The sequence below is a fragment of the Clostridium magnum DSM 2767 genome (assembly GCF_001623875.1).
GTDB lineage: Bacteria > Bacillota > Clostridia > Clostridiales > Clostridiaceae > Clostridium_AM > Clostridium_AM magnum.
Genome location: NZ_LWAE01000001.1, coordinates 863,488 through 887,176 on the forward strand (window position 1 = coordinate 863,488; position 23,689 = coordinate 887,176).

Below are 23,689 nucleotides of genomic sequence, written 5' to 3' on the forward strand. Positions count from 1 at the left end.
TGTAAGTGGCAAAGAAGAAACCAGCTAAACCTATAAAAGATAAAGAACTTGTATTAGATATCCAAGATTATTTAAAGTATAAAAATGAAAGAGATTATATTCTATTTGTTACAGGAATCTCTACAGGCTATAGAGCAGGTGACTTAGTTAAATTAAAAGTTAGAGATATAAAATCAGCATTAAGTAATGGATACTTTGAGATCTTAGAAGGTAAAAAGGTAAATACTAAAAAGATTAGAAAAGAAAATATAAAGCCTAGAGAGGTTAAAATTGTATCTAATTTATATAGTATACTTAAAAATTACATTAAAGATAAGAAAGACTATGAGTATGTTTTCGAGTCTAGAAAAGGAAGAAACAAATACATTTCAGTTAGTCATGTAAGTAGAATACTAAGAGAAGCTGGAGAAGCTTTCGGACTTACCAACATATCTGCTCATTCCATGAGAAAAACCTATGCATATTCTATTTACATTGAAAGTGATCATGATATTATAGCTGTGAAAGAAATGCTTAGATATAGAAGCCCAGAGATTACAAAAAGATATTTAGGACTAGATAGAGAAGTATATGATAAATACAGTGATAGACTTAACGATCTGATAAGATAGTTGAGTTTTTTATTTTTTTGATATTGAATGTTCTATTTTAAGCACTATGCACATTCGAGGTCGAAAAAATGATGACATATATTAAGAAGAGATTTTTAAAAATGAATGTGTGGTTCTATATATAAATGGCACATTCAAATCAAAAAACACGAACATTCAAGGGTTTGTTTACATGGCTTTACATGGAAATTATTAAATAAAATGAGGTGTTTTTAATAAGTAAAAATAATGCTGTTATCGAAAACAGCAAGGTAATAAAAGAGATTGTTAAAAGGTTAGAAGAGAATAAAGACTATATTTTTTTATGTGACAGGTATGATGGTTCAGAAATAAAAATTAGTGATGGGCTGATGAAAATAATAAATAGGTATTATAATGATAGGCTATGTTTAAAAAAGATGTTAAAAACCAATGATATAATAAGTAGTACGGACTCGTAAATAAATACGAAGTAATAAAGTTATTTAAATTTCACTTGTGCCTTACGCAACGTAACCATTTATACTTAGTCTATAGTGTTAAGCTTGTATTATTACTTCGAGGAGGAAAAGAGATGAATTTGAAAATTCAATATAGTTGTTTAAATATTGATTGGAATTATGTATCTGAGATACTGGAAAAAGTCGGAATGTCATATTTTGAAGGAGAAGTGCATAAGAAAGCATTTGAAAATAGCCATACTGTTGCATTTGTTTTTGATGGTGATAAGTTAATTGGTTTTGGTCGTGCAATTTCAGACGGAATCTATCAAGCAGCAATTTATGATGTAGCAGTATTACCTGAATATCAAGGTAGAAGTGTGGGTAGAGCAATTGTTAATGGCATTTTAAAATGTATTCCTCAATGTAGTGTTATATTATATGCTTCACCAGGTAAAGAAAAATTTTATAAAAAGTTAAATTTTAGAAAAATGAAAACGGGAATGGCGTTATTTCGTAACGCAGAAAAAATGCAGACAAAAGGCTTCACTGAATAAATTCGAATAAAAGTGATATGTATTTTGTACCGCCATAGGTTTACCATTTAATTTGATTCGTATCTTTCTTATTTTATGAATCTAAGGGAGCTTCAAATTAGAAGCTCCCTTAATATATTTAAAGTCAATAAAATTCTTAAACATAGCCTAATCATAAGTTATTAGAGTTAGGACTAAAGGAGCATGAGTAATGGCTAAAGAATTTGCTAAAGCTTTTTATAATAGTATAGCATGGAAGAAGTGCAAAGGATCTTATATTAAATCAGTACATAGATTATGTGAGAGGTGTGGTAAGCCAGGCTATATAGTTCATCATAAAGAAATACTAACACCACAAAACATTAATGATCCAAATGTGACACTTAATTGGGAGAAGCTAGAGTACTTATGTCAGGAGTGTCATAATAAAGAGCATATTGGAAATGAAAAGGAAATAACTAGAGAAGGATTTAGTTTTAATGAAGCAGGAGAGTTAGTGGATAGCCCCCCTATAAAATGATGATAAGGATCTCTAGCGGAACCGTAGGGGGTACAACAAAAATACTGGGTGAAAAAATTTTAAAAAGGGAAGGGGATAAGTAAAGCATGACCTTTTTAGAAGAGTATGGCACTAAAGTTTTAGATGGAAAAATAGTTGCTTGCCACAGGATTAAGCAAGTATACGAAATGCTACTCAATAAGCTCTATAAGAAAACAGGACCTTGGATATTTGATGAGGAGTTAGCAAATCGACCTATTGACTTTATAGAAACATTTTGTAAACAGGCTCAGGGACAGTTAGGATCACCTCTAAGCTTAAAATTATTTCAAAAAGCTAAGTTTCAGGCTATCTTTGGATTTGTCCATCAGGATATATTACTAAGGCAGTATAATGAGGTACTTACAATAGAAGGCCGTAAGAATGGAAAGACAACGGAGATGGCAGCAGTTGAGACTTATCTTCTGGTAGGTGACAGTGAAGGTTCTCCAGAAATATATAATATAGCAACAAAACTTGACCAAGCTAAAAAAGGCTTTGACGAAGCTCATAAGATGATTAAATAAAGTCCAGATCTGAGTAAGCATATTAAGAAGAGACAAAGTGATTTATACTTTCCTTTTAATATGGGAACTATTATATCATTTTTTTCAATTCTATGCTTTGATTGTTATAGCTATCATTAACTTTTATAGCATCTACATTAATAGTAAAAGTCATACAAGTTGGCTTAGCTAAAGAGTAGTTTGAAGTTGATTTAACTCGATTAGTAACATATAGGGAGTATGAGTGACCAGGAGAATAATTAGAAGCAGGTAATATATTTAGAGTTTTATAATCTTCACTCAGTTGAAAACTGGTATCAATAATATTAAATTTATTATCCTTTATATAAATTGAAAAGTTATTCAATGATGATTTATCAACTGGTTGTGTAAATGTAATAGACCAAACTTTATTAACAGATACATCTTCTTTTACAGGTAACTCAGTCCAATTTAAGTACCAGTCTTGTTGTATAAAGGGCAATGTTTCAGAGGCAAAAACGCTAGAAGAAAATATATATAACAAGCTAATAGTACATGATGCTAATATAAGAATGAATTTGTTCAAACTTTCCATATAATCTACCTCCAAATAATATATTAAAAATATTAAGTTACTTGTAAATATTACCTAATTATATAATAGCGTAAATAAACCCTTTCAAAAAGATAAATTTATATTTGATAAGGCAAAAAATCAGATGAAAGACTTAGGTTAAGAAATATATAATTGATTAGTCACTTCGTAATAAAAATAGAGTTACCGACTATTGGTATACCTAAATATAATGATATTTAGTAATTATGATTAGATAGCGACATAACTGTTAAAATTGAATACGCGAGCAATGTTCTTTGGGAATCTAATAGTATATTACTTACACATATGGTACGATTATGTATATAATTTATCATATTGGTATGCGTGAATAAGTAGACTAGTAAAATTATAATTAGGGGAAGATATAAAAATGAAAGTTAATGCTGCATTTATATTTGTCGCACCGGAGGCTGATTATAAAGTTCATAGAACAGTATTAGACTGGATTAGGCTTTAAAAGTGGTGACGAGCTTTTTAAGTAATTTCAATTGTATATGTAGTAGCTTAATAAAAAACAACTAAAATAGGTTTATTCAAAAACCGTACTATTCAACAGAATTTTACGGTTTTTTTGTCGCATTTCAAATACTAACTATTAAAATTAAAAATACGAAAGATGTTCTTTGAAAGTTGAATACTGTGGTGTTAAAAAGTAAATGATTTTTGCACTTATTTCAAAAATCATCATCTAAAGTAATGTAAATATATATCTTTTAGTTGTTTTTTTCATGAATCATTGTCGTACAACATTTTAATATTAGATTAAGTTATTCTAAAATAATATGATACTTATTTATGGAAGGGTTTTACTTTTTTGCTATAATACCAATTATCATACAAAGCAACATATGTGTAAACTATATTTTCAAATCGATAACAATACTCTAGAAGGTAAGACTTATGGTAAAAATAATTAATAGTAGCAATTTAGATTCAAATAGTATTAATTTAGACTCAGTAGAAATAAACGATGTTATTGATATTGGTTTACTTCAGAAGTTTCAAGATAACTTTGCTGAAAGTATGGATATTGCCAGTATAACTGTAGATATTAATGGAATCCCTGTAACTAAGCCAAGTTTATATACAAGTTTTTGTATGGACTTAACTCATTCTACTAAAATTGGTGCTGACAGATGTGCCCAATCACATAAAAGGGGTGGAGAGGAAGCAGCAAAAACAGGAAAACCTTATGTTTATACTTGTCATGCTGGTCTTGTAGATTTTGCTGCACCTATTATAGTAGATGGAAGAGTTGTCAGCATCCTAAGTTGATGTCACAAACAATCAACAGGATTTAAGTGAAGAAATTATTAATGTTAAGGAAATATCAATAGAAATTAATTCAATATTAGACTCAATAAAAAGCCTAGCCGATCAAACCAAAATGCTTGGACTGAATGCTGCTATTGAAGCGGCAAGAGCTGGTGATGCAGGAAGAGGCTTTGGAGTGGTTGCAACAGAAATAAGAAATCTATCAGAAAACTCAAAGAATGCAGCTATGCAGAATGTTACGATTTTAGCTGAACAATTAACAAAATTATCCAATTAAAATAAATCATGATAGTATAGAAAATTTACATAAAATTTTTACCTTAATATAGTGTCAATTTTTCATTTTACACATTGCTCCTATTTAACGTAACAAATGAAAAAACGAATAATTTCTTGAGCACCGTATTATTCAAATCTGAATTTTATGGTGCTTTTACGCCGTAATACAAAAAATTTGTGTATTATCAGTTAGTTCAAAATTGAACTAACTATTTTTATGCTTGTATTAATAATTTAGCATAACATAACACTAATTAAATATAAATGATGTAGAAACTCCTCAAAGAATAGTTATGGCTGTAGAGCAGATGGGAAAAGAATATAATTGGGAAGGAGCGATAAAACATAGCAAGGCTGTAGAGAAGATTACTGCACAAACGATGCTGTCTTCTGGGGACATATTTGCTACAATAAAGTCTGTAGTCGCTAACATAAATCAAGGTAAAGACAAAGGAACTACAATAACAAATAATACAATTACTCAATAATAGATTTACTCCTGGAGAAAATCTAGGAGTAAAAAATTGTACTTTAACACGAACTGATATTCGGACAGAGGAGATGTTAGCTATGAATAATTTGAAACAAATCACAGATAAGAATCTAATAGTATTTTTAGTAGCTTGTGGGTTAGAGATAAAACAAATAATTAAGGATAAAAGATTTAATAGAAGTATTGTGTGCTTTGAGAATGATAGTAAATTAGATGAATACATACTTAAGTACACTAATAAATCAGTTAATATTAATATATGTGAGTATATATCTGCAGAAAGAAGGGTGAAAACTCTTTTATGTATGCAAAAAAATAATTAACTACTTTCGACAGCAGCTTTCACATTTCGATTTAAATTAAGAGTTGAAAGAAAGATTACTTACTTATGAAGTTAGTAGTAGAGATATATTTTCTCAATACAAGGACATAGATGCAAAGCCTCTTACAGAAATTTAGAGAGCTGTAAGGTTCATATATTATTATCACAAAGTTTTGCTAGTAAGGGAGATAACTTTGGATATGGAACTACAGGGATTCCTAAACCACAGATTTTTAATACGGAAGATTTAATAATACTTAAAGAAAGAATTAGAAACACTTACATAGAGAATGTGAGTTTTGAAGAAATAATCAAAAAGTATGATAGAGCACATACATTTTTCTTCTGTGATCCACCGTACTTTGAAACTTGTGGATACAAAAATAAGTTTAATGAAGAAGATCATTTAAAATTAAGAAATCTTTTAAGAGATGCCAAAGGAAAATTTCTATTAACTATAAATGATAATGATAAAGTTAGAGAATGGTATAAGGATTTTAATATTAATGAAACTGAAGTTGGATATTCAGTATGCAAAGAAGAAAAAGGAAGAAGAAAATTTAAAGAATTGATAATAGCTAACTATTAAACTTTTAGAAGTTTTTCAGTGTAAACTAAAAGAATGGATGTATGGGTTTCATGGTATTGCAAGAAAATATCTTGCAAATTGTATGTATTAGCTTCAATGGTGAAAATTATTTAATGTAGAAAATAATACCATAAAATAAAAACATTTATTAATCCGGTCACATACTTCTCTTTCTGATACACAGTTAAAGGACTTTAAAATAAGAAAAGCAATATTTATATAGTAATGTTAAATATTTGAAACCTCTATTGATATACAATATAATTAAATAAGAGGACAACAGTAAAATTTTGCAAATTAATGCTGATTGCACATCATCTTAGAAGGAATATTGATAATTGTAAGGATATAACTATATTATATTGTAATTAGGGACTTTTAATGAATGCAGATAGAATTATATGAAAATGGAGGAATAAATATGTTATCAGGAAAAATAATAACTTTGGGAATCACAGCATGTAGTCCGGCAGGCCAGTCAATTACGTTAATTAGAGAATTAAAAAAGCTTGGGGCGCAGGTACATGTAGTTATGACGACAAATGCAGTTAATTTTGTTACACCTCTTATGGTACAGAGAGAGGCAGGAACACCTATCCAGATTGAGCAGTTTGAACTTCCAAAGGCTTATGATATGAATCACCAGTCGTTGTCGCTTAAATCTGATTTAATGCTTGTTGCACCAGTTTCTGCTAATACCCTTGGAAAGGTAGCAAATGGAATAGCAGATAATCTGCTTACTACAAATCTATTGTCAACCAATGCACCTATTATTTTTGCAACTCATATTAATCCGACAATGTACAGTAAACCAAGTGTACAAAGAAATGTGAAAATGCTTAAAGAAGACGGGGTAATCTTTGTTGAAAATAAAGATGATAAATATCCAAGCCTGTTTCCAAGCATAGAGGCTATTATCAGGAGAGTTGAAGAAGTAATTAGTTGAGAATGATTATAGGCAAAAGGTGTTTTATGTAATTATAAAATATTTAAGTTTACAATCAAGATATTTGATTGGTCTATTTTAAATCTTATTGTAATTCATAATTTTCTTATAATATTCATAAAGGAAGCCCTTAACGGACTTCCTTTAAAACTTCAAAATAATCAATATTATTCTTAAATATAGCCAAAATAAAAAATCCACACTATTGAAAATAGTGTGGATAACCATGGTGCCGGAGGCGGGAATCGAACCCGCACGGTATCGCTACCACCGGATTTTGAGTCCGGCGCGTCTGCCAGTTCCACCACTTCGGCAAATTACATAAATTATAGTAACATAATTAATCTAAAGAGTCAAGTTTTTTGGGAAAACTTTATTTAAAATAAATAGAATAACTTTATTTGATTCTGAATATAAAAAAATATGGGGGTGGTAATCAGTATGGACCTATTTAAAGAAGTGAGAAAAGAGGAATTAAGAAAAAAAGCTATAGACGAATTGCTTCAGGCACAGAATAAAATAATAAGTGATTGTCAGGAAAGATATAATTATTATAGAATACAACTAGAAAAAATAAATATACTAGAACACTTAACGAAAAATATTGTAATTGATAAAGAAGAGAAAGAAAAATTTAATCATGAAATCAGCAGTGCATTAAATGAAGCAAAACAAGCTACAGAATTAAAGAACAAGTTAGAGAATCTTCGTTAATAAAAGGGCTCTTTGAGCTCTTTTTATGTGGAGTTTTTCATTTATTCAAACTATATTATAATAAAGTATAGATTTTATTATAAATTCTTATAAAAATCTATTGTGGTACAAGGTGATATTTGTTAAAATGTAATTGTTATGAATTAGTCGTTTTGTGTCCCGGTGGGTACGAAATAGTCCTATAGGGCAAAAATGACCTTATATGGAATATAGAACCTGATATAGTTTTATGTTCTGGTATAATAATACGTACTAAGTAGGAAGGAGAATAAAAAATGATTTATTCAACAGAAGTAGACAGAATGTGTTGCGTAACTAAAGGAGCAAACCATCAATCAGCTCCAATTCCAGAAGAAGGAAAATGGGTGCGCGCTAAAGAGATAAAAGATATAGCAGGATTAACACACGGTATAGGTTGGTGTGCGCCACAACAAGGTGCTTGCAAACTTACATTAAACGTTAAAGATGGTATAATTGAAGAAGCTTTAGTTGAAACAATAGGATGTTCAGGAATGACTCACTCTGCAGCTATGGCGTCAGAAATACTACCAGGAAAAACTATACTTGAGGCATTAAACACAGACTTAGTTTGTGATGCTATAAATACAGCAATGAGAGAATTGTTCTTACAGATAGTATACGGAAGAACTCAAACTGCTTTCTCAGAAGGTGGACTACCTATAGGAGCAGGTCTGGAGGATTTAGGAAAAGGATTAAGAAGCCAAGTTGGTACTATGTACGGAACAAAGCTTAAAGGAACTAGATACCTAGAAATGGCTGAAGGATATGTTACAAACGTAGCTTTAGATGAAAATAACGAAGTTATAGGATATAAATTCGTTCACCTTGGAAAAATGATGGAAATGATAGGAAAAGGAATGGACGCTAACGAAGCTAAAGAAAAAGCTACTGGACAATATGGTAGATTTGATGAAGCTGTAAAAGTTATTGATCCAAGACATGAGTAATATATAAGGAGGACGATTGAAATGGCATTATTTGAAAGTTATGAAAGAAGAATTAATCAGATAACACCTGTGCTTGAAAAGTACGGTATGAAAACTATAGAAGAAGCTAAAGCTGTTTGTGATGAAAAGGGAATAGATGTTTATAATATAGTTAAATCGACTCAGGCAATATGCTTTGAAAATGCTTGTTGGGCATACATATTAGGTGCTGCAATAGCTATAAAAAAAGGATGTACTAAGGCTGCAGAAGCTGCAGAAGTTTTAGGAGAAGGAATACAAGCTTTCTGTATCCCAGGATCAGTTGCTGATGACAGAAAAGTTGGTATAGGACACGGAAACTTAGCAGCTATGCTTTTAAGAGAAGAAACTAAATGTTTTGCATTCTTAGCAGGACATGAATCTTTCGCAGCTGCTGAAGGTGCTATAAAAATAGCTGAAAAAGCTAATAAAGTTAGACAAGAGCCATTAAGAGTTATATTAAATGGTCTTGGAAAAGATGCTGCTTATGTAATCTCAAGAATTAACGGCTTTACATATGTTGAAACTAAATTTGATTACTACACAGGAAAATTAGAAGTAGTTAGAGAAGTTGCTTTCTCAAAAGGACCAAGAGCTAAAGTTAAATGCTATGGTTCAGATGATGTTAGAGAAGGTGTTGCAGTAATGCATAAAGAGGGGGTTGACGTATCAATAACTGGTAACTCAACTAATCCAACAAGATTCCAGCACCCAGTTGCAGGAACATACAAAAAAGAATGTTATGAGCAAGGTAAGAAATACTTCTCAGTTGCATCCGGTGGCGGTACTGGAAGAACTCTTCACCCAGATAACATGGCTGCAGGTCCAGCTTCTTATGGTATGACAGATACTATGGGAAGAATGCATTCAGATGCTCAGTTTGCAGGTTCTTCATCAGTTCCAGCTCACGTTGAAATGATGGGACTTATCGGAATGGGTAACAACCCAATGGTTGGAGCTTCCGTTGCAGTAGCTGTTGCTATAGAAGAAGCTATGAGTAAGTAAATTAATAAAACCAAAGATGGTTATAAGCCCCTACACTTTAAGTGTAGGGGTTCAATTTGCTTTAGTAAAGAAAATTCAAAATATTTTGATTTTACTAGTGACATTTATCTTGAAAAATATTATAATATTAATAATAAATAGGACGAGTTTTTTTATACAATTTTAATCACATAATAAAAACAACCTCAATACAATAAATGGAAAAGGAGTGATTTGTATGCAAGGGTGGATAAAAAGTTTGAAGAGTAATAATAAGCAACTGGAAAACTTAAAACGAGAAAAGGATAAGAAAAAAGAAAAAGAAGAGTCATGCAAATTCTTATTTAATATGATAGGAAGGTTATTTTCTAAATAAATGACATATATTCATAATTAAAGTTATTATAAATTAAAAGTAATTTAAATAAAAGTTGAGAATGGAGTTATTATAAAGGCCATTCTCAATTTTTATTTTATACTCCAATTAGTATTGAGTTAAATAATAAATTTTGTTTTTATATGTTATAATAAAGAAGTTGAAGAAGATAATTATATTGGAGGTTAAAGTATGTCTAAAGAAAAATTACTAATACTTGATGGTAATAGTTTGATGAATAGAGCCTATTATGCATTACCACCTTTGACTAATGCAGAGGGTTTACATACAAATGGAATATATGGATTTACCACTATGCTTTTGAAAATGAAAGAGGAGATAAAGCCGGATTATATAGTATCTACATTTGATAGAAGTGCTCCTACTTTTAGGCATAATGAGTATAAGGATTATAAAGCAGGAAGAAAAAAAATGCCTCCAGAGTTAGCGGAACAATTTCCAGTTGTTAAAGAACTTTTAGAGCTTCTTTCTATTAATATATTTGAGATAGATGGATTTGAGGCTGATGATTTAATAGGAACCCTTTCTAATTTTGCAGAAAATAAGGATATAGAGATTTATATAGTTACTGGAGATAGAGATGCACTTCAACTAGCTTCTGAAAATATAAATGTTATAATAACTAAAAAGGGAATGACAGAAAAAGAAGTTTATGATAAAAATAGAATGATTGAAGAATATGGGGTAACTCCAACTCAGTTCATTGATGTAAAAGGTCTGATGGGAGATTCATCTGATAACATACCAGGAGTGCCAGGGGTAGGAGAAAAAACAGCTTTTAAATTAATAAAGGAATATGGAAGCATAGAAAATGTGCTTCAGAATATAGATAATATAAGTGGTAAAAAAATAAAAGAAAATTTACTTCAGCATAGTGAACAGGCTATATTTAGTAAAAAGCTTGCAACTATCAAGACTGACGTGCCTATAGAAATAGATTTAGATTCTATAAAATCCAAAGACAACTATGATGCTGAGGGAGTAAGAAGATTATTTATTAAGCTTCAATTTAAATCTCTAATAGATAAAATGTTAGGTGGAGAAAATTTAAATCAAAATTTAGAAAATCATACAGAAGAAATTGAAGTGAAATATCTTAAAATTGATGATATAGAAAAGTTTAGACAACTTACAGAAAATATAGTTCTTATATGTAAGAAGGATAACAAATTATTATATTTAACGTTTAAAACAGTTGAAGAAAACATATACTCAAGAGGTTACATAGAAAAAATATTTATAAATCTAGACCTAAATAATTATGTAATAGAATTGAAACAACTTTATGAAGAAAATAAAGATAAAGTTGCAGAATTACTTAAAAATATATTTGAAGATGAGGGGATAAAAAAAGTAAGTCATGATGTTAAAATACCTCACACTATACTTCATAAAATGGGCGTAGACTTTTTAGGCGTTAAATTTGACACAAAAATAGCCGCTTACTTAATAGATTCTTCAAAGGGAGAATATGATCTTAAAACTATTTTACAGGACTATTTACAGGTTAATGTGCCAGGAGATTCTGAAGAATGCCAGGTTAAGAAAACTGATCTTTTGAACAAAGTTTTTGAAGTTTTAGAGCTTAAAATAAAAGAAGGAAACATGGAAGAGCTTCTGTATAAAGTAGAGCAACCATTGACAGATGTTTTAGCTTCAATGGAGTATGAAGGTTTTAGAGTAGATAAAGACAAATTAACAGAGCTTGGCAAAAAGTTTAAACTAGAAATAGATAATGTACAGAAGGAGATATTTGAATTATCTGAAGAAGAATTTAATATAAACTCTCCTAAGCAACTTGGGAAAATATTATTTGAAAAACTAGATCTACCTGTAATCAAAAAAACAAAAACTGGTTATTCCACTAATGCAGAGGTTTTGGAGGAACTTTCTGATAAGCATCCTATTATAGAAAAAATAACTTACTATAGGCAATTAACTAAACTTTATTCAACATATATTGAAGGTTTAAAAGCTGTAATTGATGAAGATGGTAAGATTCATTCAAGTTTTAATCAAGCTGTAACTGCTACAGGAAGACTTTCAAGTACAGAACCAAACCTCCAAAATATACCGATAAAATATGAGATGGGTAAGGAAATAAGAAAAGTATTTGTTCCAGATACTACAGATCAAGTTATACTTTCAGCTGACTATTCTCAAATAGAGCTTAGAGTGCTTGCTCATATAGGTAATGATGAAAATCTAATAGATGCATTTATACATCATAGTGATATTCATACAAAGACTGCATCAGAAGTTTTTAAAGTGCCTATAGAGGAAGTTACTTCTACTCAAAGAAGTAATGCGAAAGCTGTAAATTTTGGTATAGTTTATGGGATTGGTGATTTTAGTTTAGCTAAAGATTTAAAGATATCTAGAAAAGAAGCGAAAAATTATATAGATGCGTATTTCGACAGATATCCAGGTGTGAAAAAATATATGGATGATATAATAAATGAAGCAAAAGAAACTCTTTATGTTACAACTGTAATGAATAGAAGAAGGTTTATACCTGAGATAAAAGCTTCTAATAAGATGGTAAGATCTTTCGGAGAAAGACTTGCAATGAATACACCTATTCAAGGAAGTGCAGCAGATATAATTAAATTAGCTATGGTCAATGTATATAATGAAATAAAACAAAAGAGATTTAAAAGTAAGTTAATACTTCAGGTTCATGATGAATTAATTTTAAATGTATATAAAGATGAGCTTGAAGAAGTTAAAGCTATGGTTAAGAGAGAAATGGAAAATGTTCTTAAGTTAAGAGTGCCATTGGAAGTTGATGTTAGTGTAGGAGAAAATTGGTACGAAGCAAAATAGAAATATGGTTGAGGATTGAAAGCTATTTGAGGCTTTCAATTCTCAATTAGGTATAGGCTGGTGATAAGGTGTTAAAGATTGGTCTTACAGGTGGTATAGGTAGTGGGAAGAGTACAGTATCACTTATGCTTAAAAAAAAAGGTTTTCCTATAGTAGATGCAGATATTGTAGCTAGGGAGGTTTTGGAGACCTACCCTCAAATCCTTGAACAAGTGAAGAAACATTTTGGATATAACTTTTTTAATGAAAATGGCAAATTAAAGAGAAAAGAATTTGGAAACTTTATATTTTCAAAAGAAGATAGAAAAAAAGATTATGAAAATATAATTATGCCTTTTATTAAAAATGAGATATTTAATAGAATCACTGAGTTAGAGAAAGAAAAAGAAGAAGTTTGTATTTTGGATGCTCCAACATTAATAGAAAATGGACTACATCTAAAGATGGATATTAATATACTGGTTTGGGTGGACTTAAAAACTCAAATAGAAAGAGTAAAAAAAAGAGATGTCCTATCAGAAGATCAGGTTTTTAGCAGAATTAATTCACAGATGTCTCTAGAAGATAAGAAAAAAGTTGTGGATTATATAATAGATAACTCAGGAACTATAGAAAGAACAAAGCGACAAGTAAATAAAATATTACAAGAAATTTGCATATAGTATAGGGGGTGAAGTGCTTTAGAACATGACTGTTTTAAAGCATAAATTGGTTGAAAGTTACAAAACGTGCATTAGGAATTATATTTCTTATTATATTAATTATGAATGCAAAAAATATAGTAAAGACTTTTTTTCCTCTAAAGTACTCAGAAAATATAATTAAGTATTCCAAGGAATATAATTTAGACCCTTTTTTAGTAGCAGCAGTAATAAAAACAGAAAGTAATTTCGATGAAGGAGCTAAGTCAAACAAGAACGCCTATGGGCTTATGCAAATTACACCAGATACAGCAGAGTGGGCAGCTGAAAAGATGAATATAAATAGTTTTAAAACTGAAATGTTATACAATCCAGACTTTAATATAAGAATGGGTTGCTGGTACTTAAATAATTTAAAGGAAGAGTTTAATGATAATAATGAATTAGTGTTAGCTGCATATAATGGAGGAAGAGGTAATGTACAAAAGTGGCTTAAAAGTGCAGAACATTCAGTTGACGGAAAAAATCTTCATTACATACCTTTTAAGGAAACGGACAAGTATATAAAGAAAGTTAAAGTTAACTATAACATATACAAATACTTATATAAAGAAGACAATATTGGGAAAGTAACAGTTTCTATAGGAGCTAAGCAATGAAAACTGTTCTTTCTACATAGAAATTTTCATAACCCACTGAAAGTTATAGTATTTATATAAATAGAAGGTTAAATTTCATCATTTTCCTATTGACGATTAAAAAAATACGTAGTAGAATGAATTTGTCGGTAGGATATACGAGAAAGTAATAAAAACCGTGTAGGTATCGGCTAAATATGCGAGAGTGGCGAAATGGCAGACGCGCACGTTTGAGGGGCGTGTGGGAGACCGTACGGGTTCAAGTCCCGTCTTTCGCACCAATGTATATTATTTCTGGAATATACGAGAAGCTCTATATTTTGAACCTACAGTTCAACTACGGGAGTTCAATATTTAGATGTGAATATGTAATTTTTGTGAGACCTTTGAGTGGCTTTAAAGAGATAGAAACATTTGTGAGGACACCCACCTATCGAAAGATAGGTGTCAAAATTAGAGTACCGGTATTTTGGATAATAATAAGTAATAAAGCAGATATGCTTAAAAAGAGAGGTAGAAATACCTCTCTTAATTTATTTTCTTAAGTATCAAAAGCCCTTACAATTACATAATCTTCACCATCATCTAAAGCATATTCTATAGCCTCACTTCTACTAACACCATTCATAACTATGTTATCTTCAGTAGTATCTAATTCTGTCATGCTTTTGGTGATTTTTGCATCATTTTCACCTCTGCTCTTCATGTTTTTTATCTGATTATAGGTATTTTGACTTACTTGTTTAACTGCACAAGAGTTTTCGTTTTCCATCAATATTACTGAATACTTTTTGGTCATAATTTCCACCTCCATAACCTAATAGTCTGTGTACATTTTATTGTTTCACTATTAAGTTTTTTTATAACTTAATAATGCGTTAGTTTTTAGTTTTATAGTTTGATAAAATTTTACAAGTTTAAAATACCATCTTATAGGTTAGAATAAAAATTTCATTTTAGGTAATTATAGATATGAATATTTTATATTAATAAAAATTAATAGTAAGTGAATTAAAGTATTTATTGGCGATTAAATACAATTTTTGTGAAAGTATAAAACTAGGAGGAAGGTATTATGAACAGAACAAAGAGTACAATAATGTCTATTTTAATATTGAGTTCTATAGTGGGATGCGGAAACAGAAATACTGCATTAGGAAACAGGGATGTAAACCAAGGTACAAATCAGAGTACAAACCAAACAGATAATAGAGGGACAAATCAAGCAAACTACACTACTACATTAAGAGATGGTGTGTACTTAGGCGCAGGCAATAGAACTGCAAGTGGAAATGAAGCGGCTATAGTTACAGTAAAGGGAGGTAAAATTGTAGATGTAGCTTTAAAGTCGGTAAATGCAGAAGGTAGAGAGATTAATAGAGTTGGAACAACTGATGGAATGACAGCAGGAAACACCGGAGGAACAACAGGTGGAACTACCGGAGGGACTATCGGAGGAACTACCGGTGGAACAGCAAATGTAGATACAAATAAAATAGTTGCGCCTGGTGGAACAAACACTGGAACTGCAGGTGGAACAACTACTGGATCTACAGGTGGAGGGACAACATTAGCCGCAGTAGATCAGATTAGAAGGGAATTATCAAATGCAATGGTTCAAAAGCAGAATTACGATGTTAAGGTAGATGGGACTAATATGGCTAGCTCAACTGTTAGCAATTGGATATTAGCAGCTAGAAGAGCTATAGAAAGCGCAAGAAGATAGTAATAGACAAAAGGCTTCTAAGTTTAATTTTAGAAGCCTTTTTAAACAAAACATACTCTGGTTTAATATTATCTTAATTAAAAAACTAAAACCTATACGATATTTGTTTACAAAAGGAGGGAATACATGTGAACTCCATATTATTAAAGAATTGTCTCCTGATAGATTTTAACACTGGAAATGTTAAAAAAAGTGATGTGTTAATTGAAGATGGAAAGATAAAACAAGTTGATGTAGATATACATAGTGGATCTAATGAAGTGAAAATTATTAATGTAAAGGAAAATTATGTATTGCCAGGTTTTATTGATTGTCATACCCATATAGGCATTATTGAAGAGGCTACTGGTAAGTTAGGAATAGATAACAATGAGACTTCAAATCCAGTAACACCTCATTTAAGAGCGATAGACGGAATTAATCCTCTAGATATTGCCTTTAGAGATGCTGTGATGTCTGGTGTAACTTGTCTTATGAGTGGACCAGGCAGTAATAATGCTGTTGGAGGACAGAATGTTGTTATAAAAACATATGGAAACATAATTGACAAGATGATAGTAAAAAATCCTTCGGGACTTAAGATAGCCTTTGGAGAAGATCCGATGGCTACTTATGGTATTCATGGCAAGTGTCCTGTTACAAGAATGGGAGTTGCATCTCTAATAAGGGAATTATTTATTAGAACTCAAGATTATATTGCACGTAAGGAAGCAAGAAAAGTAGTGGAGCGAGATATTAGACTAGAAGCTGTAGAGCCTCTATTAAAGGGTGAAATAATGTTAAGAGCTCATGCGCACAGAGCAGATGATATTGTTACTGCTATTAGAATAGCAGAGGAGTTTAAAATAAGAAAACTTGTAATAGAACATGGTACAGAAGCACATTTAGTTAAGGAATATTTAAAGGAGAAAAATGTACCTATAGCTTTTGGACCTATGTTGACACCTAGAATAAAGATGGAACTAAGAAAAAGAAGTTATGGTTCGGCAGTTAACTTGGTTGAAGCTGGGGTAAAGATAGCTTTAATGACGGATCATCCGTATAATTCCATAGACCAATTAAGAGCAATTGCAGCTTTAGCTGTATCGGAAGGTCTAAAACCAGTAGAGGCAATAAGAGCTATAACTAGTAATGCAGCAGAACTGTTAGAGTGTGGTAATAGAATAGGGAGTTTAAAAGAAGGATATGATGCAGATATAATAGTTTTAAATGGTGAGCCCTTAGATGTTGTAAAGACTAAAGTTATAATGACTATTATTAGTGGAGAAATTGTGTATAAAAGAAAAATGAAAAATTGATTCTAAATTTTTAAAGATTTATCTTAAAAAATTAAACATAAAACAAAGATATCACTAAACCATTTTAAGTAATAGGGGTGTTTAGTGATATCTTGCTTTTAGTTAAGGTTATAAAAAATACTTATTGTTATTAATCTCACTTACCTAAGGAGAAAAATAAATTATAATACTACTATTTTTTGTTTTGTCTGGATTGAGCGTTAAGTTGTTTTGCTTCTTGCAAATCATCGTTGTCTGTGGAACTAGTCACACCTGAAGTAAAGCTTTGTGATGATCCCATACCAGAAGAACTATTTCTAGATTGAGCATTAAGTTGTCTTGCCTCCTGTAAATCACCACTATCTGAAGAACTAGTTGTACCTGAAGTAAAAGCTTGTGATGCGCCCATACTAGAAGAACTATTTCTAGATTGAGCATTAAGTTGTTTTGCTTCTTGTAAATCAGCGTTATCTGAAGAGCTAGTCATGCTTGAAGTAAAAGCTTGTGATGCGCCCATGCCAGAAGAACTATTTCTAGATTGAGCGTTAAGTTGTTTTGCTTCTTCCAAATCAGCACTGTCTGAAGAACTAGTCATGCCTGAGCTGAAGCTCTGAGACATTCCCATTCCAAGTGAGCTGTTTCTAGACTGAGCATTAAGTTGTCTTGCTTCTTCTAAATCAGAATTATTTGTACTACTAGACATTCCTGCACTAGAAGAACCGCTTCTAGATTGAGCATTAAGTTGTTTTGTTTCTTGTAAGTTTTTACTATTATCCATAAATATCTCCCTTCAATAAAAAAAGTATGGTCTTTTAAGGCCATTAATATGATTCCCTCTTTTTGTAATAGTATGTAGGATAATAATTACAATTAAGGATTTTAAGTAAATGCATTAATAATTGTACAAGTAAGTTTATATATTGATGAATTGATAAAAAAATAACAAAAATAAAGGTCGGATTAGGATGTCTTATTTAAAAAAGCAATATTTTAAGTGGATTTTTTCATTTTGTTCAATTATATTAAAAAAAAATATGAATATTGATAGAAATTTCAAGTAAATGCTATTTAAAATGGTTTTTTTTAGGTGTATATACTATATTATTTAACAAAGTAGATTTGACTTTAAATTCAGAATAATTTAACATGAAGATGACAAGATAATCCAATGTAATCATATAATTCAAAAATAGTGGTTAATTCTACATTCAAAAAGATACTATAGTTGAGCTTTTCTTAAAGTTATTTTATTTATATAAAATTATTATGTAAAAGGGGGAATTATTTAAATGGACATGGTACAAAAAGAAATTACACGAGATGACTCCTTATGTGCAAAAGAGGTAATAGAACAGCATCCTAGGGAAGAAAGATACACTTTGGCTATTTTGCAAGATATACAAAGGAAGTATAAGTACATACCTAGGGAGGCATTAGAAACTCTTGCAGAATACCTAAATACTCCAGTAAGCAGATTATATGGGATGGCTACTTTTTACAAAGCATTAAGTTTAACGCCAAAAGGAAAGAATATAATAACTGTGTGTGATGGGACAGCTTGCCACGTTGCAGGATCAATGATTGTGCTAGACGAGCTTGAAAAAAATCTGGGCATTAAAGCGGGACAAACTACAGAAGATCTTAAGTTTTCAATTAATACTGTTAATTGCATAGGATGTTGTGCTATAGCACCTGTTATGATGATAAATGAGAGATATTATGGTAACTTGACACCTAAAATGGTAAAAGAAATTCTTGATGAATATAGAGGTGAATAATATGAGCATGAAGAAAACGATTTATGTATGTTGTGGAACAGGTTGTCTAGCTAGAAATAGTATGGAATTATATGAGGAACTTAAGAAAAAGGTAGCTGAATTAGGAGTATCAGCTGACATTAAAACAGAATATGAATTTAAAGCTACAGGGTGCGATGGTCTTTGTGAAAAAGGACCAGTAGTAAAGATTCAACCTGATGATATAGCTTATTTTAAGGTAAAAGTTGAAGATGCAGAAGAAATCGTAACGAAGACAATAATAAATGGAGAAGTTATTGATAGATTATTATATCTAGAAACTTCAACAAAGCAAAGGCTTAGAAATCATAAAGAGAGTGAATTTTGCAGAAGACAGATGAAAATAGCACTTAGAAATGTTGGAGAAATAGATCCTACTGTTTTCAATGATTATTTAGAAAAAGATGGATATAAGGCTCTGAAAAAAGCATTGTTTGATATGGACAGATGGAGCATTATAGAAGAAGTCACTAAGTCTGGACTTAGAGGAAGAGGTGGTGCCGGCTTTCCTACAGGTAGCAAATGGAAAACTGCCTTTGGAATAGATACTGCTCCTAAATATGTAGTATGTAATGGTGATGAAGGCGACCCGGGGGCATTTATGGATAGAAGTATAATGGAAGGAGATCCTCATAGTGTTATAGAGGGCATGGTAATTTGTGCTTATTCAATTGGGGCAAACCAAGGGTTTGCATATATAAGAGATGAATATGGATTAGCTATTGAAAATATGAAGCTAGCAATAGACCAGGCAAGAGAAAAAGGATATCTTGGCAAAAATATAATGAATAGCGGATTTGATTTTGATATTAACATAGTAAGAGGTGGTGGTGCTTTTGTATGTGGAGAATCTACAGCACTATTATCTTCAATTGAAGGAAAAGTTGGCGAACCAAAAGCTAAGTATATTCACACTACTGAAAAAGGATTATGGGGGCAACCAACTGTATTAAATAATGTAGAAACTTGGGCTAATATTCCAATAATAATCAATAAAGGTGGGGAATGGTATAGTTCTATAGGTACAATGAAAGAAAGTAAGGGCACAAAAGCATTCTCGCTAGTAGGAAAAGTAAAAAATACAGGTCTTGTAGAAGTGCCTATGGGAACCACTCTTAGAGAAATCATATTTGATATAGGTGGAGGAGTATTAAACGATAGAAAGTTTAAAGCAGTCCAAATAGGTGGACCTTCAGGTGGATGTTTGCCAGATGAATATCTTGACCTACCAGTAGACTATGCAAGCCTTGTAAAAGCTGATTCTATGATGGGTTCAGGTGGTATGATTGTTATGGATGATAGAACCTGTATAGTTGACGTTACAAGATACTATCTTAACTTTTTAGCGGAGGAATCCTGTGGAAAGTGTGTACCTTGTAGAGAAGGTGTAAAAAGAATGCTTGAATTAGTTACAGATATATGTGAAGGAAATGGTAGAGAGGGAGATATAGAAGAACTTCTTCAAATATCTTCAATGGTACGTCAAGCAGCTTTATGTGGACTTGGTAAGAGTGCTCCAAACCCTGTAATAGCGTCTATAAGATATTTTAGAGATGAATTTGAGGAGCATATAAAAAATAAGAGATGTCGTGCGGGAGTATGTAAGCCGCTTACAACATTTATTATAGATGACGAAAAATGCAAGGGTTGTAGTCTTTGTAAGAAGAATTGTCCTGTTGAGTGTATTACAGGAGAAGTTAAAAAACCTCATGAGATAGATATAGATAAGTGTGTAAGATGTGGTAACTGTATGAATATATGTAGGTTTGATGCTGTTAAGGTTAAATAAGGAGGTGGTATAATATGAAAATTATAATAGATGGAAAAATGTGTGAGTGTGAAAAAGGAGAATATATTCTTCAGATAGCAAGAAGAAATAACATATATATACCTACACTATGCCATAGTGATGCTCTTGCTGGGCTCGGAAGTTGTAGGTTGTGTGTGGTAGAGGTAGTAGATAGAGGAAGAGCAAAAGTGGTAACTTCTTGTATATTCCCTATTACTAGTGAAGTTGAGGTTATAACTAATTCTGAAAAAATAAAAAAAATTAGAAAAGAACTAGCTATGCTTCTTCTGATCAAATGTCCTGAAAATAAAGAAATTAAAAAGTTAGCAGCATCATTTGGTGTTGAGGAAAAAAGAGTAAATAGATTTAAGTTACATAAAACAGAAAATTGTGTAATTTGTGGACTTTGTACTAAGGCTTGTGAGAAGATGGGAACCGGTGCAATATCTACAGTTGATAGAGGTATATTTAAAGCTATATCTACTCCGTATGGTGAGCCATCGCCACAGTGTATAGGTTGTGCTGCGTGTGCAAATGTATGTCCAACTAATGCTATACCGGTAGTTGACAAATACGGCGAAAGAGAGATATGGGGCAAAAAATTTAAATTACAAAAGTGTGAAGAGTGCGGTAAAGAGTTTGCTACTGAAGATCATGTGAAATTTGCATTTGCTAAAGCAGGTGTAAAGGCGGAAAAAATACTTTGTGAAGAATGTAGAAGAAAATCAAGCTTAGACAAAACTAAAAATGCATTTCCAGATGTAGGGATATAGGATAAAATACCTAGAGTTGAAAATTAAAGAAGGGTGGTAAATTAAATGAAAGCAGATCTTAACTCTTTTGTGATAGGAGATCCTCAAAAGTGTATTGGATGCAGATCCTGTGAAGTAGCCTGTGCAGCATCTCATAGAGAAAACAATACAGGATTAACAGTAGGTACTATGGATAGTCCTATAACACCAAGATTATTTTATATAAAAAATAATAATTCGGTTATAGAAATTCAATGTAGACATTGTGAAGATGCACCTTGTGCAAATGCATGTCCAGCTAAGGCTATAAGTGAAGTAAATGGAAGTATATTTATAAATGAAAAACTTTGTATAGGATGTAAAACTTGCAGTTTAGTATGTCCAGTGGGAGCAATTGATTTGTTACCAAGATATGAAGGTCCAATAATAAATGGTGGAGTTGATAGAAAATTAAGTGTAATGGCGTATAAGTGTGACATGTGTAAGGATGCAGGTGGTACACCGAATTGCGTTAAAGCATGTCCTAAAGATGCTTTAACAATAGCTAATCCAAAAGAAAATAAAAGAGCTCGTAATAAAAAAGCTGCGTTACAATTACTTGGGCTTAATAAAAAGATATAGCTTTTTAAAATCTATGAAAGAAGGGGATGGTAGAGATGTCAGCTAATACTGCCATAATAAATATAGATAAAGAATTATGTACAGGTTGTAAACGATGTTCAGAAGTGTGCCCTGTTGATGCGATAGAAGGTAATGAAGGAGAAGTTCAAAGCATTAATGCAGATAAATGTATTCTTTGTGGTCAATGTGTACAAATATGTAAAGGTTATGCTTCTATTTATGAAGAAATTCCAACACCATTTAGCAAAAAAATGCATGAAAGAGGTATGTTAAATACCGTAAAGGAACCTATTTTTGCCGCATATAATATGGGGCAGGTGAAAAAGGTTAATGAATTATTAGATAGTAAGGATTTACTAAAAGTAGTGCAATGTGCACCTGCTGTAAGAGTAGCCCTAAGCGAAGAGTTTGAAATGCCCCTTGGAACACTTACGCCTGGTAAAATGGCTGCTGCATTACGTAGATTAGGATTTGATAAAATATATGATACGAATTTTGCCGCAGACCTTACTATAATGGAAGAAGGAACTGAGCTTATAAAGAGAATAACAGAAGGTGGAGTTCTTCCGATGTTTACATCTTGCTGTCCTGCTTGGGTAAAGTATTTGGAGCAGACAAATCCAGAACTTTTGGCTAATCTTTCAACTTGTAAATCACCACAGCAAATGGGTGGAGCAATAATTAAAACATATGGGGCAAAAATTAATGGTGTAAATCCATCAAGAATATATAGCGTATCCGTTATGCCATGTACATGCAAGGCCTTTGAGGCAGAAAGAGAAGAAATGCAAGATAGTGGATACAGAGACGTAGATGTTGCTATTACCACAAGAGAATTGGCACAGTTAATAAAAAGTAGAAATATTAATTTTCTAGATTTGCCTGAAGAAGAATTCGACAATCCTTTAGGAGCTTATTCAGGTGCAGGTACAATATTTGGAGTTACTGGTGGTGTTATGGAGGCTGCACTTAGAACTGGATATGAGTTTATTACTAAACAGTCAATACCGAATGTAGATCTTACAGAAATAAGAGGTGAGGAAGGTTTTAGAACTACCGAAGTACAGGTAGGAGATTTAAAATTAAAGGTTGGGATAGTTTCGGGATTAAAGAATGTTGTACCTTTAATTGAGAGAATTAAAGCAGGAGAGTGCGATTTACATTTCGTAGAAGTTATGACTTGTCCAGAGGGATGCGTTAGTGGTGGAGGTCAGCCAAAGTTGATTTTTGAACAGGATAAAAAAGTAGCATACGAAAATAGGAAAGCAGGATTATATAAACATGATTCTGCCTTAGAAGTTAGAAAATCACATGAAAATGAAGGTGTAAAAGTTTTATATGAAGAATTTTTAGGTGAACCTTTAAGTCATAAATCTCATGAACTTTTGCATACTAGATATAAATCAAGAGTAAATAGGTAGTTAAAT

General features: G+C 31.5%; 26 protein-coding genes, 2 tRNA genes, 1 other RNA gene and 1 pseudogene. 26 read left to right on the plus strand and 4 right to left on the minus strand.

What is annotated here, in order from left to right; genetic code table 11:
* Positions 1–5: 5 nt before the first annotated feature.
* The 5 genes from CLMAG_RS04140 to CLMAG_RS04155 all read left to right on the plus strand — a co-directional run bounded on the left by CLMAG_RS04140 (position 6) and on the right by CLMAG_RS04155 (position 2,631).
* Entirely contained in the window at positions 6–611 is a 606-nt protein-coding gene (locus CLMAG_RS04140) for a tyrosine-type recombinase/integrase (protein WP_066618268.1), read from the plus strand.
* 206 nt (positions 612–817) lie between these two features.
* Positions 818–1,051: a hypothetical protein gene (locus CLMAG_RS31460; RefSeq protein WP_073393163.1), complete on the plus strand. Its 234-nt coding sequence runs from the start codon at positions 818–820 to the stop codon at positions 1,049–1,051.
* Between the two features lie 113 nt (positions 1,052–1,164).
* A complete protein-coding gene (locus tag CLMAG_RS04145; protein ID WP_066618270.1) occupies positions 1,165–1,587 on the plus strand; it encodes a GNAT family N-acetyltransferase in 423 nt (140 codons plus the stop codon).
* Positions 1,588–1,777: 190 nt separating this feature from the next.
* Positions 1,778–2,086, plus strand: coding sequence for an HNH endonuclease (locus CLMAG_RS04150; RefSeq protein ID WP_066618276.1), 309 nt, complete (start codon positions 1,778–1,780; stop codon positions 2,084–2,086).
* 86 nt (positions 2,087–2,172) lie between these two features.
* The gene (locus tag CLMAG_RS04155) at positions 2,173–2,631 is read left to right on the plus strand and encodes a terminase large subunit domain-containing protein (RefSeq protein WP_066618277.1); all 459 of its coding nucleotides are present in this window, start codon (positions 2,173–2,175) and stop codon (positions 2,629–2,631) included.
* A gap of 70 nt (positions 2,632–2,701) precedes the next feature.
* Here CLMAG_RS04155 and CLMAG_RS04160 read toward each other — a convergent pair whose 3' ends face one another.
* Positions 2,702–3,187 (minus strand): Ig-like domain-containing domain, encoded by a 486-nt coding sequence (locus tag CLMAG_RS04160; protein ID WP_066618288.1) that lies wholly within the window; start codon positions 3,185–3,187, stop codon positions 2,702–2,704.
* A 924-nt stretch (positions 3,188–4,111) separates the two neighbouring features.
* Between CLMAG_RS04160 and CLMAG_RS04165 the strand changes: the two are divergent.
* The 5 genes and pseudogenes from CLMAG_RS04165 to CLMAG_RS04185 form a co-directional block, all read left to right on the plus strand.
* Positions 4,112–4,742, plus strand: a pseudogene (locus tag CLMAG_RS04165) (PocR ligand-binding domain-containing protein); the annotation flags it as partial.
* A gap of 316 nt (positions 4,743–5,058) precedes the next feature.
* Entirely contained in the window at positions 5,059–5,253 is a 195-nt protein-coding gene (locus CLMAG_RS04170; protein WP_066618290.1) for a hypothetical protein, read from the plus strand.
* An 82-nt stretch (positions 5,254–5,335) separates the two neighbouring features.
* Positions 5,336–5,581, plus strand: coding sequence for a DUF5659 domain-containing protein (locus CLMAG_RS04175; RefSeq protein WP_066618296.1), 246 nt, complete (start codon positions 5,336–5,338; stop codon positions 5,579–5,581).
* A gap of 267 nt (positions 5,582–5,848) precedes the next feature.
* Positions 5,849–6,169, plus strand: a complete 321-nt coding sequence (locus tag CLMAG_RS33460; protein WP_242872955.1) for a DNA adenine methylase — start codon at positions 5,849–5,851, stop codon at positions 6,167–6,169.
* Between the two features lie 421 nt (positions 6,170–6,590).
* Positions 6,591–7,115, plus strand: coding sequence for a flavoprotein (locus CLMAG_RS04185; protein ID WP_066618300.1), 525 nt, complete (start codon positions 6,591–6,593; stop codon positions 7,113–7,115).
* 227 nt (positions 7,116–7,342) lie between these two features.
* Here the strand turns inward: CLMAG_RS04185 and CLMAG_RS04190 are convergent.
* Positions 7,343–7,429: transfer RNA gene (locus CLMAG_RS04190), tRNA-Leu, on the minus strand.
* 127 nt (positions 7,430–7,556) lie between these two features.
* Between CLMAG_RS04190 and CLMAG_RS04195 the strand changes: the two genes are divergently transcribed.
* The 9 genes from CLMAG_RS04195 (at position 7,557) to ssrS (ending at position 14,781) form a co-directional block, all read left to right on the plus strand.
* A complete protein-coding gene (locus CLMAG_RS04195; RefSeq protein ID WP_066618304.1) occupies positions 7,557–7,829 on the plus strand; it encodes a hypothetical protein in 273 nt (90 codons plus the stop codon).
* A 275-nt stretch (positions 7,830–8,104) separates the two neighbouring features.
* Positions 8,105–8,797, plus strand: a complete 693-nt coding sequence (locus CLMAG_RS04200) for an iron-sulfur cluster assembly scaffold protein (RefSeq protein ID WP_066618307.1) — start codon at positions 8,105–8,107, stop codon at positions 8,795–8,797.
* A 21-nt stretch (positions 8,798–8,818) separates the two neighbouring features.
* Positions 8,819–9,820, plus strand: a complete 1,002-nt coding sequence (locus tag CLMAG_RS04205; protein WP_066618310.1) for a GGGtGRT protein — start codon at positions 8,819–8,821, stop codon at positions 9,818–9,820.
* Positions 9,821–10,037: 217 nt separating this feature from the next.
* Positions 10,038–10,175, plus strand: a complete 138-nt coding sequence (locus CLMAG_RS32255; RefSeq protein ID WP_161486928.1) for a hypothetical protein — start codon at positions 10,038–10,040, stop codon at positions 10,173–10,175.
* A gap of 192 nt (positions 10,176–10,367) precedes the next feature.
* A complete protein-coding gene (gene polA, locus CLMAG_RS04210) occupies positions 10,368–13,022 on the plus strand; it encodes a DNA polymerase I (RefSeq protein ID WP_066618319.1) in 2,655 nt (884 codons plus the stop codon).
* A 68-nt stretch (positions 13,023–13,090) separates the two neighbouring features.
* On the plus strand, positions 13,091–13,684 hold the full coding sequence (coaE, locus tag CLMAG_RS04215) for a dephospho-CoA kinase (RefSeq protein WP_066618320.1): 594 nt from the start codon (positions 13,091–13,093) through the stop codon (positions 13,682–13,684).
* Positions 13,685–13,734: 50 nt separating this feature from the next.
* A complete protein-coding gene (locus tag CLMAG_RS04220; RefSeq protein WP_066618321.1) occupies positions 13,735–14,322 on the plus strand; it encodes a lytic transglycosylase domain-containing protein in 588 nt (195 codons plus the stop codon).
* Between the two features lie 178 nt (positions 14,323–14,500).
* Positions 14,501–14,582 (plus strand) — tRNA-Leu (locus CLMAG_RS04225).
* 7 nt (positions 14,583–14,589) lie between these two features.
* Positions 14,590–14,781: non-coding RNA, 6S RNA (gene ssrS, locus CLMAG_RS04230), on the plus strand.
* Between the two features lie 61 nt (positions 14,782–14,842).
* Here ssrS and CLMAG_RS04235 read toward each other — a convergent pair.
* Positions 14,843–15,100, minus strand: a complete 258-nt coding sequence (locus tag CLMAG_RS04235) for a hypothetical protein (RefSeq protein ID WP_066618324.1) — start codon at positions 15,098–15,100, stop codon at positions 14,843–14,845.
* Positions 15,101–15,376: 276 nt separating this feature from the next.
* Between CLMAG_RS04235 and CLMAG_RS33170 the strand changes: the two genes are divergently transcribed.
* Positions 15,377–16,027, plus strand: a complete 651-nt coding sequence (locus CLMAG_RS33170; protein ID WP_066618326.1) for a hypothetical protein — start codon at positions 15,377–15,379, stop codon at positions 16,025–16,027.
* Positions 16,028–16,155: 128 nt separating this feature from the next.
* Positions 16,156–17,325: an amidohydrolase gene (locus CLMAG_RS04245; protein WP_066618328.1), complete on the plus strand. Its 1,170-nt coding sequence runs from the start codon at positions 16,156–16,158 to the stop codon at positions 17,323–17,325.
* A 172-nt stretch (positions 17,326–17,497) separates the two neighbouring features.
* On the opposite strand, the gene CLMAG_RS33465 is transcribed toward CLMAG_RS04245, so the two are convergent.
* A complete protein-coding gene (locus CLMAG_RS33465) occupies positions 17,498–18,082 on the minus strand; it encodes a hypothetical protein (protein WP_242872924.1) in 585 nt (194 codons plus the stop codon).
* A 511-nt stretch (positions 18,083–18,593) separates the two neighbouring features.
* Between CLMAG_RS33465 and nuoE the strand changes: the two genes are divergently transcribed.
* From nuoE to CLMAG_RS04275, 5 genes are read left to right on the plus strand one after another with little or no spacing between them, the layout of a single operon-like run.
* On the plus strand, positions 18,594–19,082 hold the full coding sequence (nuoE, locus tag CLMAG_RS04255) for an NADH-quinone oxidoreductase subunit NuoE (protein WP_139264188.1): 489 nt from the start codon (positions 18,594–18,596) through the stop codon (positions 19,080–19,082).
* Positions 19,083–19,089: 7 nt separating this feature from the next.
* Positions 19,090–20,889 carry an NADH-ubiquinone oxidoreductase-F iron-sulfur binding region domain-containing protein gene (locus CLMAG_RS04260; RefSeq protein WP_341419516.1) on the plus strand — a complete coding sequence of 600 codons (1,800 nt, stop codon included), beginning with the start codon at positions 19,090–19,092 and terminating at the stop codon, positions 20,887–20,889.
* 14 nt (positions 20,890–20,903) lie between these two features.
* On the plus strand, positions 20,904–21,662 hold the full coding sequence (locus tag CLMAG_RS04265) for a 2Fe-2S iron-sulfur cluster-binding protein (protein ID WP_066618332.1): 759 nt from the start codon (positions 20,904–20,906) through the stop codon (positions 21,660–21,662).
* A gap of 45 nt (positions 21,663–21,707) precedes the next feature.
* Positions 21,708–22,262, plus strand: a complete 555-nt coding sequence (locus tag CLMAG_RS04270) for a 4Fe-4S dicluster domain-containing protein (RefSeq protein ID WP_066618340.1) — start codon at positions 21,708–21,710, stop codon at positions 22,260–22,262.
* 26 nt (positions 22,263–22,288) lie between these two features.
* The gene (locus CLMAG_RS04275) at positions 22,289–23,683 is read left to right on the plus strand and encodes a [FeFe] hydrogenase, group A (protein ID WP_423231057.1); all 1,395 of its coding nucleotides are present in this window, start codon (positions 22,289–22,291) and stop codon (positions 23,681–23,683) included.
* Positions 23,684–23,689: the final 6 nt, after the last annotated feature.